Origin of the sequence: Pseudomonas sp. 34 E 7, from assembly GCF_900005715.1 — a bacterium.
Classification (GTDB): Bacteria; Pseudomonadota; Gammaproteobacteria; order Pseudomonadales; family Pseudomonadaceae; genus Aquipseudomonas; species Aquipseudomonas orientalis_A.
In genome coordinates, this window is sequence record NZ_CVTX01000082.1 from 205320 (window position 1) to 221967 (window position 16648).

General features: G+C 54.0%; 13 protein-coding genes, 1 tRNA gene and 1 pseudogene. 11 read left to right on the forward strand and 4 right to left on the reverse strand.

The window, feature by feature from the left end; genetic code table 11:
* Positions 1-32: 32 nt before the first annotated feature.
* A complete protein-coding gene (sctV, locus tag BFP96_RS04970; RefSeq protein ID WP_065935745.1) occupies positions 33-2126 on the reverse strand; it encodes a type III secretion system export apparatus subunit SctV in 2094 nt (697 codons plus the stop codon).
* Entirely contained in the window at positions 2123-3187 is a 1065-nt protein-coding gene (locus tag BFP96_RS04975; RefSeq protein ID WP_065935746.1) for an HrpJ domain-containing protein, read from the reverse strand. The genes sctV and BFP96_RS04975 overlap by 4 nt, the downstream gene beginning before the upstream one ends.
* 265 nt (positions 3188-3452) lie before the next feature.
* On the opposite strand from BFP96_RS04975, the gene BFP96_RS04980 reads away from it, so the two are divergent.
* The 4 genes and pseudogenes from BFP96_RS04980 to BFP96_RS04995 all read left to right on the forward strand — a co-directional run bounded on the left by BFP96_RS04980 (position 3453) and on the right by BFP96_RS04995 (position 6280).
* Positions 3453-4004, forward strand: coding sequence for an RNA polymerase sigma factor (locus BFP96_RS04980; RefSeq protein WP_065888063.1), 552 nt, complete (start codon positions 3453-3455; stop codon positions 4002-4004).
* Between the two features lie 224 nt (positions 4005-4228).
* Positions 4229-4305: transfer RNA gene (locus BFP96_RS04985), tRNA-Met, on the forward strand.
* A gap of 158 nt (positions 4306-4463) precedes the next feature.
* Positions 4464-4920 (forward strand): annotated as a pseudogene (locus BFP96_RS04990) (integrase arm-type DNA-binding domain-containing protein); the annotation flags it as partial.
* A 4-nt stretch (positions 4921-4924) separates the two neighbouring features.
* Complete coding sequence (locus tag BFP96_RS04995) at positions 4925-6280, forward strand: PBS lyase (protein ID WP_065935747.1); 1356 nt, start codon at positions 4925-4927, stop codon at positions 6278-6280.
* A 418-nt stretch (positions 6281-6698) separates the two neighbouring features.
* Here BFP96_RS04995 and BFP96_RS05000 read toward each other — a convergent pair whose 3' ends face one another.
* Positions 6699-7223, reverse strand: a complete 525-nt coding sequence (locus BFP96_RS05000) for a hypothetical protein (protein ID WP_065935748.1) — start codon at positions 7221-7223, stop codon at positions 6699-6701.
* Positions 7224-8012: 789 nt separating this feature from the next.
* Here BFP96_RS05000 and BFP96_RS05005 point away from each other — a divergent pair.
* The gene (locus BFP96_RS05005) at positions 8013-8624 is read left to right on the forward strand and encodes a hypothetical protein (RefSeq protein WP_065935749.1); all 612 of its coding nucleotides are present in this window, start codon (positions 8013-8015) and stop codon (positions 8622-8624) included.
* Between the two features lie 360 nt (positions 8625-8984).
* Here the strand turns inward: BFP96_RS05005 and BFP96_RS05010 are convergent, their stop codons facing one another.
* The gene (locus BFP96_RS05010) at positions 8985-9782 is read right to left on the reverse strand and encodes a hypothetical protein (RefSeq protein WP_065935750.1); all 798 of its coding nucleotides are present in this window, start codon (positions 9780-9782) and stop codon (positions 8985-8987) included.
* A 324-nt stretch (positions 9783-10106) separates the two neighbouring features.
* On the opposite strand from BFP96_RS05010, the gene BFP96_RS05015 reads away from it, so the two are divergent.
* The 6 genes from BFP96_RS05015 to BFP96_RS05040 all read left to right on the forward strand — a co-directional run bounded on the left by BFP96_RS05015 (position 10107) and on the right by BFP96_RS05040 (position 16586).
* Positions 10107-10970 (forward strand): competence protein CoiA, encoded by an 864-nt coding sequence (locus BFP96_RS05015; protein WP_139113345.1) that lies wholly within the window; start codon positions 10107-10109, stop codon positions 10968-10970.
* Positions 10971-11560: 590 nt separating this feature from the next.
* Positions 11561-12211, forward strand: coding sequence for a hypothetical protein (locus tag BFP96_RS05020; RefSeq protein ID WP_065935752.1), 651 nt, complete (start codon positions 11561-11563; stop codon positions 12209-12211).
* Positions 12212-13277: 1066 nt separating this feature from the next.
* The gene (locus BFP96_RS05025) at positions 13278-13796 is read left to right on the forward strand and encodes a hypothetical protein (protein ID WP_065935753.1); all 519 of its coding nucleotides are present in this window, start codon (positions 13278-13280) and stop codon (positions 13794-13796) included.
* Positions 13797-13806: 10 nt separating this feature from the next.
* Positions 13807-14703 (forward strand): hypothetical protein, encoded by an 897-nt coding sequence (locus BFP96_RS05030; protein WP_065935754.1) that lies wholly within the window; start codon positions 13807-13809, stop codon positions 14701-14703.
* Positions 14704-15093: 390 nt separating this feature from the next.
* A complete protein-coding gene (locus BFP96_RS05035; protein ID WP_065935755.1) occupies positions 15094-15510 on the forward strand; it encodes a hypothetical protein in 417 nt (138 codons plus the stop codon).
* A 512-nt stretch (positions 15511-16022) separates the two neighbouring features.
* The gene (locus tag BFP96_RS05040; RefSeq protein WP_065935756.1) at positions 16023-16586 is read left to right on the forward strand and encodes a hypothetical protein; all 564 of its coding nucleotides are present in this window, start codon (positions 16023-16025) and stop codon (positions 16584-16586) included.
* Positions 16587-16648 lie beyond the last annotated feature (62 nt).

Sequence of the window (16648 nt, forward strand, 5' to 3'; positions counted from 1 at the left end):
GGCGACCCTCGGCGGGCATATCAATAAAGGGTTCATGCCACGGCCCCGCGCAGCAGCTCGTCCTGACCCAGGTCGAATCGGCCCAGGACCTTTACCTTGGAATTGCTCCCCAGCTCGGCGAATGACATCACCGGCACATGGTTGAATTCATCCAACAACAGCGCGCGCAAGGGACTGCGCAGGTCCTGGGCCACGAGCAGCACACTTTTGGTTTTCGGCCGCAGTGCAAACGCCTGGTTGAGCAGGCCGACCAGGGCAGCACTGCTGTCGTTATCGAGGGCGAAAAACACGCCGCTCTGGGTTTGACGCAAGGCTTCGCGCAGGATGTTCTCGGTGTGCGGCGACAGCAGCCACGCGTGCAGGCCATCGGCTTCGCTGTACTGGTGAAATATCTGCGACTTGAGCGCGATACGGGCGTAATCGGCCAGGGCATCCGGCTCGCGCTCATGCTGGCCGTACTCGATCAGCGATTCGACGATCAACCGTACGGCACGCAATGGCACGCCCTCGGCCGCCAGGCGCTGCAGCACTGAAGAGAAACGTGAAAGCGGCATGATGCGTTGCAGTTCCTGCACCAGTTCCGGCTGGTTGTGTTCAAGCCAGCTGAGGATCGACTTGCTTTCCTGGATGCCAAGAAACCGTGGCCCGCTGAGCAACATCGCCCGCTTCATGCGTTCGATGACCAGACTGTGGGCACTGAAACGCTCGACCTGCGGATCGTCGAGCAACGGATCATCAGGGCTGAGCCACAGCCAATCGGCCTCGTCCCGTTCAGGCAGCCCCCTTTCGCCCCGGTCCGGAGGCTGCGCGAGGGCGGCGTACTCGACCGCGACACGGTCACTGAAAGTGGCCGTCACGACCGGGACTTCATGCACGCAAAAGCGCATCTCATCGACAGCCAGTGACTCACTGAACTCGGCTTCGAACGGCGGCAGCGTCAAGCCGATATTGGCAACCAGCGCATTTCGGGCCTGCCGAATTTTTTGCACGATGTCGATGACCTCCGGGGCCCCGAACATCTGACTGTTGAATTGCAGCAGATACGGCCGTGACGGGTCGAAGCCACGCAAGTCTTCACTGCCGTTCTCTTCCGGACGCACCGCTTTCTCGTCCGACGCCGCAGGGGCCTCCTCGCGCTGACGTTGGCGCATGAGGTAGTAGCCCAGGGCACCGGTGATCATCGAAATCAGAATGAACACCACGGTGGGCATGCCGGGGAGCGTGGCAAAGGCCAGCATGCCCACCGACGCGATCATCCAGCTCTTGGGCTCGCTGGTCATTTGCCGGGCAATTTCGGCGCCCATGTTGCTGACGCCCTTGCGCCCGTCCGGCGCCACGCGGGTGATGATCATGCCGGCCGTGAGGGAGATCAGCAGTGCGGGAATCTGCGCGATCAGGCCGTCACCGATGGTCAGCACCGAATACAGCGCGATCGACTCGCCTGCGCTCATGCCGTGCTGGAACATCCCGGTCGAGAAGCCCCCGAGCAGGTTGATGACCACGATGATCAAACCAGCAATGGCGTCGCCCTTGACGAACTTCATGGCGCCGTCCATGGCCCCGAACAACTGGCTTTCGCGCGATAGCTGCTCACGTTTGTCCCGCGCCTGTGCACCGTCGATCAGCCCGGCGCGCAGGTCACTGTCGATCGACATCTGCTTGCCCGGCATCGCATCCAGACTGAAGCGGGCGGCCACTTCAGCGACCCGCTCCGACCCCTTGGTGATCACCAGGAAGTTGACGATGGTCAGGATCATGAAGATCACCAGGCCCACCGCCAGATTGCCGCCCACCACGAAATTACCGAACGCTTCCACAATGTCACCCGCGTCCTGCTCCAGCAGGATCAAACGCGTGGTGGCAATCGACAACGCCAGGCGAAACATGGTGGTCAGCAGCAGGATCGATGGGAACGACGAGAACGCCAACGGCCCCGGCAGGTAGAGCGCCAGTACGATCAACAGGCAGGAAATACAGATATTCAACGCGATCAGGATGTCCACCAGCCAGGTGGGCAACGGCACAATGAAGATAAACACGATGGCCATGACCACCACCGCGCCGAGCACTTCGGCGCGCCGCGCCACCTTGAGCAGCACGCCATTGATCGATGACAGCAGTGTCACCCGTACGTCCTCGTCTCGCCGGGGAATTTCAGGGGACCGCGTTCTTCGCGGGCCCACTCAAGCATCACGTCCTTGAAGGCTTTCACGGCGCTGGCCTGGGATTGAGCATCAAGCCACCAGGCCAGGGGCAGGGCCTTTATCTCCCTGGACAATTCGTTGAGCGAACGCAGCCGGGCGGCAAGCAGCGTGCCGCCAAATTCACTGGCCAGCCTTTGCACCTCGGCCGAATCGATGCCGGTACTGGCGTAGCCCAGAAAACGCTGCAACAGATCCACCGCATTCTGTTCAACGTTAAGGCGCTGGATCAACGCCTCGCAGTTGCCCAGCACCGAGCGCAACTCGCGACACTCGCCCAACCCTTTGAGCAGGAGGCGCAATTTTTCCGTGGGCACAGACTGTGTGTGGGCTGCGATATCACCGTTCAGCGCCTGAGTCATCAGGCCGACGCCCCTGGAAAACTCCGTCGGGCCGTACATTTTCAACAGCGTTTGCAGCATCAACGCCAAGGATTGGCGCACGACCACAGAGGCGTAATAGAGCGCACGCACGTCCTGACGCTCCTGCGGGTCGGCGCTGGCTTGTTTCAACGCCAGGGCGATATTCAGACCTGCCTGGATCGGGCCGCCGAAATCACGCTTGAGCTCTCTGAGCGCGCCGCGTGCCAAGTCCTCTTCGATCCTCAATCCATTGGTCTTCGCTTCGCTGGCGATAAGCCCAAGCACCACGAAGGCACGAGCGGGATCACTGCCGGCAAGGCTGACCAGTTTTTCGACCGTGGGCTTGCGCAGCAACTCGAACCGAAGCCGGCGAACAATGGTTTCCAGCGTGGTTTGGCCAGGGTGACCCAGTTGCTCATACAGATGCACGAACTCCGCCACAGGCGAAACTTTCGCGCCAATGGATCGCAGGCCCAGGGCTTGCGCATTAAGTGTCACTTCTTCGGCGAAAATCTGCGCAATGTCATCCAGGGCCAGCGAACGGCTTGGCGCTTCGACAGTGCTGACACTGGGCTTGTCCAGGGGTTGGATCTGCTGCACATCGTTGAAGGATTCGACTTTCATGGGCGGGCCAGAATGGGAAGTTTGTGTCCCTATGTGGCAAGCCGCTGCGGTCCAGTTCCATCAAAACGTTTCAAGCCAATGGGCATGAAAATACTTGCACATCCACATCGAACCTTTTGCAAGTTACGGCACAAACAGCTGTACGAGCAAGAATATATATTTATATAAATCAACTAGTTATGCGTTTTTCCCGTTTGGCACAGCCAGTGCAAAAGGGGTTCCTATCGAAACCATTTCGATCGAGCCTTTCCGGAGGAAAAACAACATGAAAATACCTATTGGTGATCTCGCTCACCTCGTCGGCAGTTCGCCTCAGTTCATGGTTCAACTGACGGACGACCAGCAAAAGAAACTGCGACGCTTCATTCATAAACGCGTGCTCAACCCCGAAGATGCGGACGACCTGCTGCAACTGACCTATCTGGAAGCATGGCGCAACCGAGAACGTTTCAGCGGCCAGGCCACGCTCAGCACCTGGATGTGCGGGATCGCTCAGAATTTGATCCGCAACCACTTCAGGCGCATGTATGCCAAACCCGTGCATTGCGAGTTCGATGAATCGTTGTGGCATGGTCAGGAGGAACGCAACAGCCTGGATTGGGAATTTGAAGTCAACCGACGCCTGGAAAAAACCCTGAACGCCATCGACCACCTGCCGGTGGAAATGCGCAAGACGCTATACGCCTCGCTCGAGACCGATGGCAGCTATCAGGACACCGCCGATGCGCTGGACATTCCCATCGGCACCGTACGCTCACGCTTGTCACGGGCGCGCGAACAACTTAAACGCGTGACCCACAACCCGCCGCAGCCGTAAGCCCCCGCTATAAAAAAACGTTGGGCGAAAAGGATATCTGCCCAACTCGACCGACGCTTTACGTAAGCGGCGGCAAAAGACCGCAGCCTGAAAAGCCCCCCGCCATTCACCCCGCCACTCGTCGCCATTTAGCCTGTTTTTCGTTAAACAGTTGAAAGCGTAGAAAAAAACTTAACAAAAGCCCTTGACGCATTCCCGTTCTACGCGAATAATGCGCGCCACTTGGCTACATAGCTCAGTTGGTTAGAGCATAGCATTCATAATGCTGGGGTCCGGGGTTCAAGTCCCTGTGTAGCCACCAAGTACCGGTTTACAGATGTCTACGTGAGTCTCTAAACCACCTCAAGAAGCCCGCCTAGTGCGGGCTTTCTTGTTTCTGGCTATATCTCCTTGTATCCCTCCATACCTTCCCTCCGTGTATCCTCGACAAATAATTGAACCGAGGGGATGCAAGTCAAAATGGAGCTATCTGAGATAAAACGCCGCCCCCTTTCCGATACCGCATTGGCCGGCCTAGAGCCTGATGCCAACGAGTATCGCGAGCTGGACGGGAGCGGCCTTTATTTCCGCGTGAAGCCTGAGGGCCAAGAGTCCTGGCAGCTTCGCTACAAGAAGCCTGACGGCAAGTGGTCATGGCTTGGGCTTGGCGGTTATCCCGAGGTGAGCGGATCATTCGCCAGGCAGAAGCCTGCCGAATTGCGTACCGACGCCGCCGACGGCAAAAAAACCGATCGTTACCAAACAAGCCCGCAAGAAAGCAGAGAGGGATATCGCTGGCGAGACATTCGAGCCACTAGCACGAGAGTGGTACGCCTCACGTCTCACCAACTGGGATGCGGGCACCGCGAAGCGAATCATCTCCCACCTGGCGCGGCCTGTCTTCCCGGTGTTCGGAAAGCGTCCCTGGAAAAGGTTGAAGCATGACCTCCATAGAGAAGTGGCTAGATAGACTGAGGAACAAACAAGTACCTGCTTCCTCATGGTCTGAACATCGACGCAACGAAGCCTTGGAACTACTCAAAAATGCCAGGGGTAAAGATACCTGGGTAGAACTCAGCACCCACTACAACGGTTTCATTCGAGAAGTCGCAGTCAGGGAATTGTGCAGCCACCCTTCTCCAGAGGTGTTAGTGGCTTTGATAGATCGGCTGAATGATTGGGTTCAGCAGATTCGCGATTTGGCGTTGGTAGGCATGAATCACTATCTGTCGACCTCTCAGACTCAAGCGTTGTTATTTGCGCTGGAGCCTCTTATGGCACTGGCTGCACGGCAGAGAGCCGATCATGGACCCACGTTAAAATCCGTACGCGATGTACTACAGTCGCCCGAAATCCAAGATGAGGTCTACGCAAATTTCCTTACTCGAAAAGGAAAAGCTGCGCGCTATCTGTTTGCGCTTTTGCTGGAAAAAAATACCGCCCCACAAGCCCTTATCCGTAGCGCCCTTGCTCATCGTGAGCTGACCGTTAGGCTAACAGCCGTATCTGCATGCCAGGAGCTGCCAGTTGCGCAAGCTTCGCCATTGCTGCTTGAAGCGCTGTCACAGCCAGGAGCCAAAGTGCGAGTCTGCGTACTACGTGCGCTGCTCCCATTGCTCGACAATCCAAGGCCGCTTTTACGTAAGGCCTTGCTGGATGCATCGCCCTCGATCCGTAGCCTGGCGCGCTTTGAGGCACCACGTAATAACGTCGACACACTGGCGGTGCTATCAGAACGGGTGAACCAAGACGTGCCCACAGGGAAACGTGATTGGCTCGGTGTTCTTGGCCTGGCAGCAGAGCTTAACGCTGAACTCGAAGATCGATGGCTGACAGAAGCGATACGCTCTGGTTATTCCACCGTACGGCATGCGGCTGTGCGCTTGCTCGGGGATGATCAATTGCCCGAACTGTTTGAGGCGCTTGATGATCCGTCGGACAAAGTGTTTCGCGCGGCGGTGACGGCGCTAGACAAACAACCATGGAACTCCGTGAGCACGGGTATGGGCGCAAAGTTAGATCGAGACTGGCATGAACTATCGACAGCCCGCCGCCAAGCGATACTTCAATTAAAACCGGGATGGCAGCAAGTGGCATATCTGCTGGACCGACTGGATACAGAACCCGTTGTGAAGGCTTTCTGGCTTCGTCAAGTTGAGCTGTGGTGCGATCGCCAATATCAAATTGTCGACCCGGTAACGTCGAAGATTGAGCGAGAAGCGCTGGTGAAAAAGCTTCAGGACTTGGCCGCGGCAGGTCTCATCCGTAGCGATATTGTTGCCCGCATTGTTAGGTGACTGGGGTGTAAACGGTGTATTACCGTTCAACTCGTGACTCGATACACATCTGGTTACCATCTATCACAGTGATCTCCGTCACGGAGTCGCCTGCCGCGCGCCAACCTTGACAATTGTTAACAGGGTTGCAGGCTGGCCAACCTCTCACCGGACTAACTTTTGCTAACAGGTGGCGAGCTTTGCCACCTGTTCCAGGCCCGCGCGATGTCAACATCGACCCAGGCTTGCTCACTTGATCCGATGTAAGGTTTTGTCAGGTTCTGGTCCGCCCTCGATGACAGGTTTTGACAGGTTCTTGCCCTGAAAAAAGGTTAAGTTTTGTTAAGTCGCTGGCGATGACCCGATCGGGCGGCATCCACACCAGACAAATGGCAAAAAATCGTCTTTCTCTTTCGGGCATACGGTAGGTAGACGAGCGTTAAATAAAGTCCTGCTGTACCTTTCGCAGCACTTCGGACACCTGACGGATTACGTGACCGCAAAGCTGTACGAACGCATCGTCCACTTCGACAAGTGTCGCTACCTCAGAAACGTCACCTTCAAAGAAAAACGCTTCATCTGGGAGTTTCATCCGGAATGGTAGGCACTGCGCTTTGGCAACAAGCGCGTCATAACTGCGACCTCTTCCGTGCTTAAGCACATTGATGGCTGCGACTAGGTCCTGAAAACGATCCTTCAGTTCAGCTTCCCCTTGCTGGTCCAATATGGCTTTCGCTTCACGGAATCCATCCCTGCAATTCAGACGGTCTTGTAAGCTGGCCTCAAAGATTGAGAACATCCCAACCGAAAAGATCACTTTCTGCAGCTGTATCATCTGGAGAGCTTTCACGAGAGGGGTAGCCGCACTCGTTTGTAGAGCTTCAACCGTTCTTTCGTTTGCGCTCCGCAACGCCTCCAGAGTAAAGGCTGCGCAACGGTCGGCAAGCTCATCAAAACTATGCATAGGTCTGCTCTCGTATGAGCTAGCTTGTTCTTACGATCGGAATTGGCCGGCCTGACTGGAAGGCGTGCCATCCAGACAACGCTAGTATTTCCTCTGAGTCAAGCAGACCTACTGAAACGCTGCTATCGACCAAAAACAATTGGTTGGGTCACCCGCTTCCGGTACAACGCAGATGTTCTAAAGAAAACTCTGCGAGTTTACGCTCATTTTTCAGCGCCCCCTGTCTACACATGGATATCAGATTCGTGCAGATTCACATTATTTATACTCGGACAGAAGTGTTGCTTTCAAAGCATCCGTACCGATCATGGATGGATATTCAAAATGACTACCATGACTACATGACCTCGTTGGGCCCTTGGGATGAAGAATCGGTTATCGAATATCTATCAGATGGGCATCCCGACCTTTTCCCGAATTCAAAGGAGCAAGTTATTGCTTTTATAGCGGGCACTGACGAGACGACTATCCTTTCCTCTGCTGCATCAAATGTTCCCTAGCGGCTGCCCGCAAATATTCGCAAGAGATCCCCACTTCTAGTCGAAAGCTGCCAGTATCCCCAGGTATCCAGGAATTGACGCTGATCCAAGATGGATACACCCGCGGTGACCAGGCGCGGTGACCACCATCAGAGACCACTACTTGGCTGGTCAACTGCTCGTCCAGCTCCTCTCGGAGAAACACACCATGGAGGCCAGCCAAATGCTGACCAAGCCACGCGGTATAGCATTCCCGCCTGCTATATTGCCGGCCGCCTGACTAGACTAACCCAGTACAAGGAATGTGAATGTGAAGCTCGCCCCTGTCTTAATGCTCGTCCTACTGACGTCTGGTTGTGCTACCGGCCCCGCCGTCGAATGGGTGACTGTTCGCAACACTGACAAATTCACTGATAAATCCAGCTGCGCAATCACGGTGGGCACCTATTACACAAGGGGCGGGATATACACCGTCAGCAATCAATACTACCCATACATTGAGGTGGTAAATGGTGACCTACGAGTGGGCGTAAAAAGCGGCGGCCGTTTCCTGATCCCGGTCGGCGACGTCCAGCTCAGAGTCGATCAGAACAAGGCATGGACGATCAGCACCAGCGAAACCCCGCTGGACTATGTGCCCGAGGGCCAGCTCAAAGCTATGCAAGCCTACGCACCGAAAGATCCCCAGCAGCAACAAATAGTGGAAAATGCCTACAAGACGGCGATGGATGCTACAGCACGGTCCATGTCGCCGTTTACCGCGTCAACAGGCGAGAAGGCTCAGTCAATTCTCAAAGAGATGCGATCCGGCAAGACGCTTATCTATCGCACTGTTGGCCTGAATCAAGCGGCGTCTACGACCGGGGAATATGTACTGGACCAGTCGCTGGAGGTCGCATTGCGCCAATGCGGTATTCAATAACCGCAGACATAAGTAACCTTCGCCCAGTAATTCGCGCACTCCCGTCGCGCACCTGGTCAATGCGCGAAGCCCTCCCCAGGCAAGGTTTCACGCACCCTTCGCGCAGCATATTCACGCACGGGGCCGCGTGGTGCCCTGCCGGTATGTAACCGGTTTGGCCTCAGCGACGGCTCCCCCCGAAATACGCAGTACCTGCGCAAATTACGCACGGAAATTACGCAGTTCAGTACGCACGGTCGGCACGCATTCGGGTGCGTACTGGCAGCAGGTTCGCAACCCCCAAGGCGCGAACCGCGAACCAGCCTGCCAATAATGAAGCGCTCCCAGATCATTCGTCTATTCACGATTCGCTCGCAACGCTTAGTAAGACCTATCATCGAAGCGCCGCTCGAACGGCGGACTGATCTCACGAACAACAGGGCTAACTGCAAGCCGGCGCGCGAAGTAGTAGCCACTCGCGCGCGCGATGGCGGCTTGGTTGATTACTACAACTTGATCATGGGTCAGAGTTAGATCCGGAAGATCAGCTACGATCGCGATCTTGGGGGAGATTGGAACTATCATCATATCGTCGAAGCAATCAGGGACGATGAACTCGTCAGAGCAAGATCGAGCAATACCCCATCGCATTGACTTGTTATCGTGGATAAATCGATCTTGATATCCAAACACGTGGACGCTTGCCAGTAGCCTCCCCCTCATGACCCCATCAACGGCGTACATCACGTGATTCCGTTCCAAGATCTCCTGCTCATCCTTGGTAAGAGAGTCACCATTGATGCCATTGAGGCGGACGTCCCCCAGACCTTGAAGCTTAAATTTCTGGCGCGTTCGCCATAGCGAAAAAAACTCCTCAATGATGCGTTTCTCGAAAACCCCAATGGTGGTCACTGTGCCCTTTTCTATCGCACAGGCCAACGCTTGAAAACGATCCTCAATGTGCTTCCCAATCCCCGCCTCAGTTTTCTGATCCCAAACCCGCCTGGCGCAGAAGATCGAATTGTTTGGTTTCAGTTTCAGTACACGGTTCAACTTCTTAACGAAAATTTCAATGCTGCCTCCTGGGTTCGTGAAGCGCTGGATGCTCGCTTTCGGGAAGACATGCTGGTCTATCGTCAGACGGTGAGGATTACCAGGTTGGGTAGGCTCAAACTTCACAATTCGTCCGCCTAAGTCGTTTTCTTGTAAACATTGAGCTTCGCACCTTTAGTCCGAACCCTACAACGCGAACTAGCGCGAACCTCGCCATGGCTACCACGGAAGGTTACCAATGCGAACGGTTGCCAGGCGCAGGTTTCCACTATGGTTTCCACTAAGAGAAGGCGTTTTGACTGGCAGCCTTGTGAAATATGGGCACATTATCTGGAAACCCCTACCGGCAAGGGTTGTCCCCCAATTAGGGAAACACGATGTAAATGATCACGCCCGGTCTATTCAGCTACATTCCTTCTCATCATGGGAAGGGAGAAGGCTATGCCATCAATGGAAGTAGCTCTTGTGGGCGGAGAGCGTGCTGCGCCAGCGCCAGGCCTTAAAGGCGAGTGTCCGTTGTGCGGAAAACCCGCTCAGGCGAAATGCGGGCCAATCATTCGTTGGCACTGGGCACACGCTGGCCGAAGGCACTGCGACCCATGGATGGAGAACGAAGGTCCCTGGCATCGCGCCTGGAAAGCTCTGTTTCCGTTCGAGTGGCAAGAGGTTGTGGCCTATGACCATGCTGGCGAGAAGCATATCGCTGATGTAAAGCGCCCAGACGGCACAGTGATTGAGCTCCAAAACTCTCCGATGAGCATTGAGGAGATGAACAGCCGCGAGGCGTTCTACGGGGAGCGCATGATATGGATCGTAAACGGGGAGAAGTTCAAGAACCACATCCGGATCAGTGATTCGTTGCCTGATCCACATCATGAGCGGATGCGTGATTTTAAACTGGGGATGCCGACCTATACAAAATGGTCCAAGCACGTAAGGGAACCATGTCACGACGGCAGCGCCTTTGGATACTTTCTTAAGAGCGATATCGCCGCAGACCCGTCGCGCGGTGCAATGTATGAATTGCATCACGGCAAGGCGTTCGAAAGTGTCGTAGCTAATTCGTACCGAGGCCAACATGCGTGGTCTTGGAAGAATCCCCGGGAAGGGTGGCTTTTGTCCCGGCGCACTGTTGTCTTTGATTTGGGCCAGGGAGAGATGTGGGCGCTAGCTAAGTACGGAGACGATGGGGATCTATGCCTTCAGCGCGTGTCGATCAAAGCGCTTATGGATTCTCTGCTATCGGGCGCTGTACCGGATCTTAGCTATGCTGTGAGGCCTGCCCGGGATCTGATCGATCTTCCCGCACTTTGACCACGCTTTGACGGAATGCGAGACAGGCATCAGACCAAAACCACGCCGGGTGGGCGTCTTAGGCTTATCGCGTGGCCAGCCCGTCAAACAAGCGCACCGTGGCCTCTGATACCCCTGACAGACCCCAGACGAACGCCGCCCTTTCGCCTCTCCTGCTTTTACCTGGCCTTTACCAAATCGCTGGCGAATGTGAGACAGGCATGAGATGGATTCGGCGAGCGTGGCCGCCTGAGAACCGTGGCGCCCCCCCCTGCGGGCGGGGCTCACGCATTAGATGCGGGGAAGACCGGTATCACATCGCCAGGACACTTTGCCGCCGGCAGACGCAAACTACGTAAAGGTAATTCCGGGCATTCAGGGCGCCGGTGCTACGCTCTCTCGAAACCAGCAGAGAGTTCGCACTGAGGCTCGCCTCCCCAAAGAGCGGACCTAGGCAGCCCCCTGCCTTCAAAAATCATGGTCGCCAAATGCCTGCTTTTTCATAGAACGCCACTGCTCTATAGCCAATACAGATAGCTTCCTGACCGAAGTAGAATGGTAGCGGGGATGAAGGCAACATGACCGTTTCCGTTATCTAAAAAGTGGCAACTATGCTTGAGCAAATTCAAAGCTTTTCCAATAGCAGTTCTGCAATCATTACAGCACTTGCAGGAGTCGTCGTAATTTTGATAACTGCCTTGGTCAAGGCCCTGGAATTTTACGATAGCCACTTCGTACATAAGCGATACAAGCGTTTGAAAGAACTACGTAGTGATCGTGTAGCGGAGAGCCCATTTACTACGTATCTCGATGACGCAATCCAGCTTGAAGGGTTTCACATCGCTTCGGGTATTCGTGCCAGCTCAGTGAAGGCAGCTGCGTTGCTGAAGCTCACCCAGTTGGGGCTTTGGGATAGGAAGCAGATCCGCCAAGTCGCCAAATACTTGGTCATTACTCCAGAGAACCCCACACCTTTTGTCAGAATCCGGCGCTCAGACGTAATTGGCGCTTGGGTCGGAATGCTCGCAGCTATGATATTCATGGCTGTTGGAGCTATCCTGGGCATCGCTGTCATGTTGAAAGCGGGGCCGCCTTACGGATTGTTCATTGGGCTTTGTCTTGTCTTTACGTTTACCTGCGGTAGCGCTTTATTCGCCACCGGATACAACGAATACAAGAATGCAAAACGTTTTGAACAGTATCTGAGCGCCCATCCTGAAACGTTCCTCCCGCCGCAAAATCGAGAATCAACAGTAGAGTAATAGGATCTTCCAAATAACTCTGAGTGACCATAGGTGCCACAGCATGGTCATGTGGTTTGTACCATGGAGGCCTGCGGCACTTTGACGGAATGTGAGAGAGGCATGAGACGAAACCCGCCCTGGGTGGCCATCTAAGGCTTGCCCCGTGCGGAGGCCGTCAACGTTAAGGGCCTTTTCCGTCTCATACCCCTGACAGCCCCCTGACGGATTCTGGACAGGCTCTGGACGGCTGGAGAGGCCTCAGCTCATACGACTCGCCCCGCGGGCCAAAGCCAGCCCGGGTTGGTAGCAGATAGTTTAGGTGGGCGTATAGCTACCTCGTCCAAAACAGAAAGTGGACACGACGGTAACTTACTGGACAAGTGGCCCACGGCCGAGCCCAGGAAACGCAGTCATTATCCTTGACGGGCCTTGACGAAATTCTAGACAGGTTTTGACGGATTTATCCGGCGCCATCAGCGGTTTGATCGCTGAAAGCCGCGCAGGCCAAGCCTTTGCGGGCATTCGCGCAGCTTGGCAAGCACCAGCCTCGTCAAGAATTCAAGAGGTGGCCGTCAAGGGAACTGCCCGATCAATATCCAGGCCCACGCTGGTGGGATGAGGCGGCGAAATACCGGGCAGACAAATCCTTAGCGCGCCAGGCAATACTAGACAGGTCCTAGACGGATTTTCGCCGACAGACCGCGGGCAAACTGCTCGCAACCCCAAGCAGCGCCCCGCCCTCCGGCTAGATAATATCGGCACGAACCCAAGACGCTATTCCTTCCAGTGACGCCGAGCTTGCTAGGTATTCGCATCACAGTGGCAGTCGCAGGGTGCGCGCAGATCGCGAGGCCCTTCGAGACTTCACACGCAGATGCCCAGATACCCAGATACCCAGCGAAGAGACTGCCAGAAAGCAAGAGGATGGCGATTTGACATGAAAACCGACTAGCTACACTATCGAGGCACCAGGGAGCGAGGGATAGCTCGATGCTGTATGGATATCCAGTAAAAAGCTTTATCATGCCAGCTCTATCCAACGGAACCGCCAGGCTGCTTGAGGCCGGCGCTGGAAGGGCTAAACATGCTTAGTATTCTCATGAAATTCGCATTGGTACTGACGACAATCGCGCCAATCGGCTTCACACTTTCATTCTTGCTCTATCAGAGTAATGACCAAATATTATGGGCATTTTTTGTATTATTTTGCTCCCTTTCACTCTGTGCGATCTGCCACCAGATAATTATAACGTCAGCCGCCAAACTGAATAAAACCACCATCACTGCAGTGTCGATCAAGCCTGCTGACAAAGAGATATCAGGCTACTTCGTTGCTTATATGTTGCCCGTGCTCGGCGGCGGAAAATATTTCCTTGACCCCATGACTTTTACTTTCTTCGCCTTGATGTTTTTCGTTTTCATTTGGGTCTCGAAGTCTTTCTATGCCAATCCAGTTCTAGCAATTTGCGGCTATAAATTTTATGAAGTCCAATTAAACAATGGCGGAAATCTTTTGCTCATATCCAAAGGAGTGATCAATAAGCCGGCAGATATCGGAAAGGTAAACTACATAACAACTCACACCGTGCTTGAAACATCATAGGAGAAATTAGATGGATCTTTTTGTTTTGCTTGGTACAACGCCACGCATTCTCAGAGTTGTCACTAGCGGAGAGCTTCAGGAAGACCTCGAGACGGAGCTTCGCCGTCAAGCAATCACTTTCACAAACCAAAAAAATGATGTCCCTTTTGATGCTCGCTACAGGCCCGATGAAGACGAATTACTTCTGATAGATGGTTTTGATGACCTAGACGGCCTCATTGCTGCTGTGCGTGAACCAGAGAACGCCAACATTTGGCAGCCTACGGAGGATGGTCTGGGGACAATTAAAGGGCTTTTCGGAGGCTTCACTGAAAACGGTTCGACTACCGTCGTAATTCAGGCATTTGACAAACGTCAAGCTATAGCTACAGGAAAATTTTCACTTTTCTATGATAAAAACACTTTTCGCCGTCTTGACGGTATCGGCATTGCACTGGATCACAAACCTACAGCGATATTGACTCAGGGCACTGCTGAAAACTCGCCAAGCCAACTTAGATTTGTAAGCCTTCATAACACTCGGCGCCTTTTTGACATGGACGCTTACTATCATGAAAGCACAAAAGACGAAGTAGAAAGCTTTTTCAACGTTGAGAAGTTTCACGGCTTTAATCCTGACTGGCTTGGCGCAAACATTGATAATTGGATACGAAAAAAAGTCACCTTCATAAATCAAGAAGGCATTCTCGACTCTTGTACTCCTCAGGAACTGAGGACTGCGGCAGCAGGCTTCGATATAGAGATTGGCGTTCATGATGAGGGTGGACAAATGAAGTTAATCTTCCCAGATGATAAAAAAGGACTAAAGGCACTGCTGCGTTTCCTAGATGAGGATATCTATCAATCTCCAATCTCTGGCAACCGTTTTCAGACCAACTCAAAGCGGAAGATTGCTGCGCAAGCGTAGTGAAGAAACAAAGTTTCACTTGGCCTTTAATGAGGAGGCCGATGAGAGAAGGAATCCGCGAAGAATGGTGGTCATTGACCACCTATTCGAAAAAGATCGTCTGGGGAGCGAAAGCAGACCTTCCCCGGTCCGAGCTGCTCTGATATTAGGCTTGGCAAAAACGGGTGAGCCACACGCAAACCCTAATATGCAGGCCTGCCACTTGTCGGGTGGCGACAGAAATACTCAACCACGACTGTTTGGTTTAGCGCTGGTGCTTGAGCTTGATCTAAACCAAACGACATTGGTTTCGCGGGCGATTTAAGCAGATTCGATTTGAGTATTCCTTGCAGTCTCGACAATGGCGATTAACCCAATTACGGTGCGATAAAACTAGAGGAGTAATAACGAATGGCCATTGAGATGGACGACGTGACCCAAGCCGCAGTCGCGGCCCTGAAATTTGTGAATAGCCCTACCTCTTTTCTTCTGAGCGCGTTCGAACAGACAGTGAGAGAGAGGCCTGACTCGGACAAAGTCGAAGTTTTGCGGGAGGAGACGGTAAAACGTGAGCTGGAGATGCGAATGGCTGAAGCAGAAGCCAGAGTCGCTCAAGAGCTCGCTATTGCGCGGCGCATCGAAACCGCGGATGAGGTCGAGATGACAGAGTTCTTTGAGTATGCGGGTGAAGGGCACGCCGGTATGAAGGTTAGTGAAAGCAGCGTCAGCGTTGGAGTAAGCGGATCAGGACGACGCATCAACAAGCGCAAATTCGTCTTCAAGGGTGGCGCCATCAACTACGAGACTACCTCCAATCCGGACCGATAAGCACCTCCAGAGCCCTTTCCGCTAGTGGGAGTGAAGACAGTGTGACGTCTCTTTCGGCTCTAGTGCTTGTTGAAATTGAAGGGCCATCGCACTGGAGCAAACTAGCCAGATGGTGGGCAATCATCAGATTATCAAGCGCCGGTCTCATCCACTGAGCATCAACACATAAAGGGCCGCACCATATCCGTTATCGACTGCGGCTACCTCCGCAAACCGCAGCCTTTCCAGTCCCTCCCGAGCTAGCGCCACAGATCATCTGGAAAGCCCGCATATTGCTGTGACATTCGAGCAATAGGCGCTTTACCAGCTCACCAATGATGTCCGGCGCGCCATTCCGCGGGGAGCTGAACCAAGGCGAGTCAGGGAAATGCGTTTGTAGGTGAGGAAGGGAACTGCCTGGCCTCGGTAGTTTTTCCTGTACGTGCCATACCGGAATGGAAGCCCAGGCCGAGGTTTCAAAAGCCGACGGTACCGCCCTCTATCCCCCCAACAACTAAATAAGGCTTGCTCAGATGGTGAAAGGCACAAATACCAATGACTTGGTGAAGGCCATACTCAGCTCAAATCGCGAGGCAACCAGGAAGCTAATTTTTGAAATAGACGACAGACAAGGTGAGTGGGACTACTTCATCACTAGGCTTTTGGACGGAGTGCCGGTGACAGATGAAGCAAAAAATCAATTCCACTCAGTGTGGATTGAGCTCGGTCGGCGAATTCGGGACCAGGTTGGTGATGACAAGATTCTTGCTCTGATACTGGGGTCGCTTCTACCGAAATATCGGGGCGAAACCATCCGGCTTTACAGAGGTGAAAACTCCGAACGCTATGAAGCTGGCAGGATCGGTTTTTGTTGGACACCTCGTATTGATAAAGCCCAAATATTTGGAAGCGGCCTGAATGCATATCATGGTAAAGGGGGAATCCTGCTCACGACTATTGCCGATCCACCCTCAATACTCGCAGGTCCAAATGAACACAGTATTCATCTCGGAGAGCATGAGCATACGGTTGATCCGTTCTCGCTCCGTGACATTGAAATCTTGAGCACCTATCCGCTCCGACCATCCGATCGGTAATCACGGTATTTGCAAAACCACACAATGAATGGCCACTACCCCGATCCGGGGTTGGTGCTGGC

Coding starts and splice junctions, on each gene's coding strand:
- BFP96_RS04975 (WP_065935746.1), bottom strand. CDS start 3,187: ATGAAAGTCGAATCCTTCAACGATGTGCAGCAGATCCAACCCCTGGAC.
- BFP96_RS05035 (WP_065935755.1), top strand. CDS start 15,094: ATGGCCATTGAGATGGACGACGTGACCCAAGCCGCAGTCGCGGCCCTG.
- BFP96_RS05015 (WP_139113345.1), top strand. CDS start 10,107: ATGGAAGTAGCTCTTGTGGGCGGAGAGCGTGCTGCGCCAGCGCCAGGC.
- BFP96_RS04980 (WP_065888063.1), top strand. CDS start 3,453: ATGAAAATACCTATTGGTGATCTCGCTCACCTCGTCGGCAGTTCGCCT.
- BFP96_RS04995 (WP_065935747.1), top strand. CDS start 4,925: ATGACCTCCATAGAGAAGTGGCTAGATAGACTGAGGAACAAACAAGTA.
- BFP96_RS05040 (WP_065935756.1), top strand. CDS start 16,023: ATGGTGAAAGGCACAAATACCAATGACTTGGTGAAGGCCATACTCAGC.
- BFP96_RS05000 (WP_065935748.1), bottom strand. CDS start 7,223: ATGCATAGTTTTGATGAGCTTGCCGACCGTTGCGCAGCCTTTACTCTG.
- BFP96_RS05025 (WP_065935753.1), top strand. CDS start 13,278: ATGCTTAGTATTCTCATGAAATTCGCATTGGTACTGACGACAATCGCG.
- BFP96_RS05030 (WP_065935754.1), top strand. CDS start 13,807: ATGGATCTTTTTGTTTTGCTTGGTACAACGCCACGCATTCTCAGAGTT.
- BFP96_RS05020 (WP_065935752.1), top strand. CDS start 11,561: ATGCTTGAGCAAATTCAAAGCTTTTCCAATAGCAGTTCTGCAATCATT.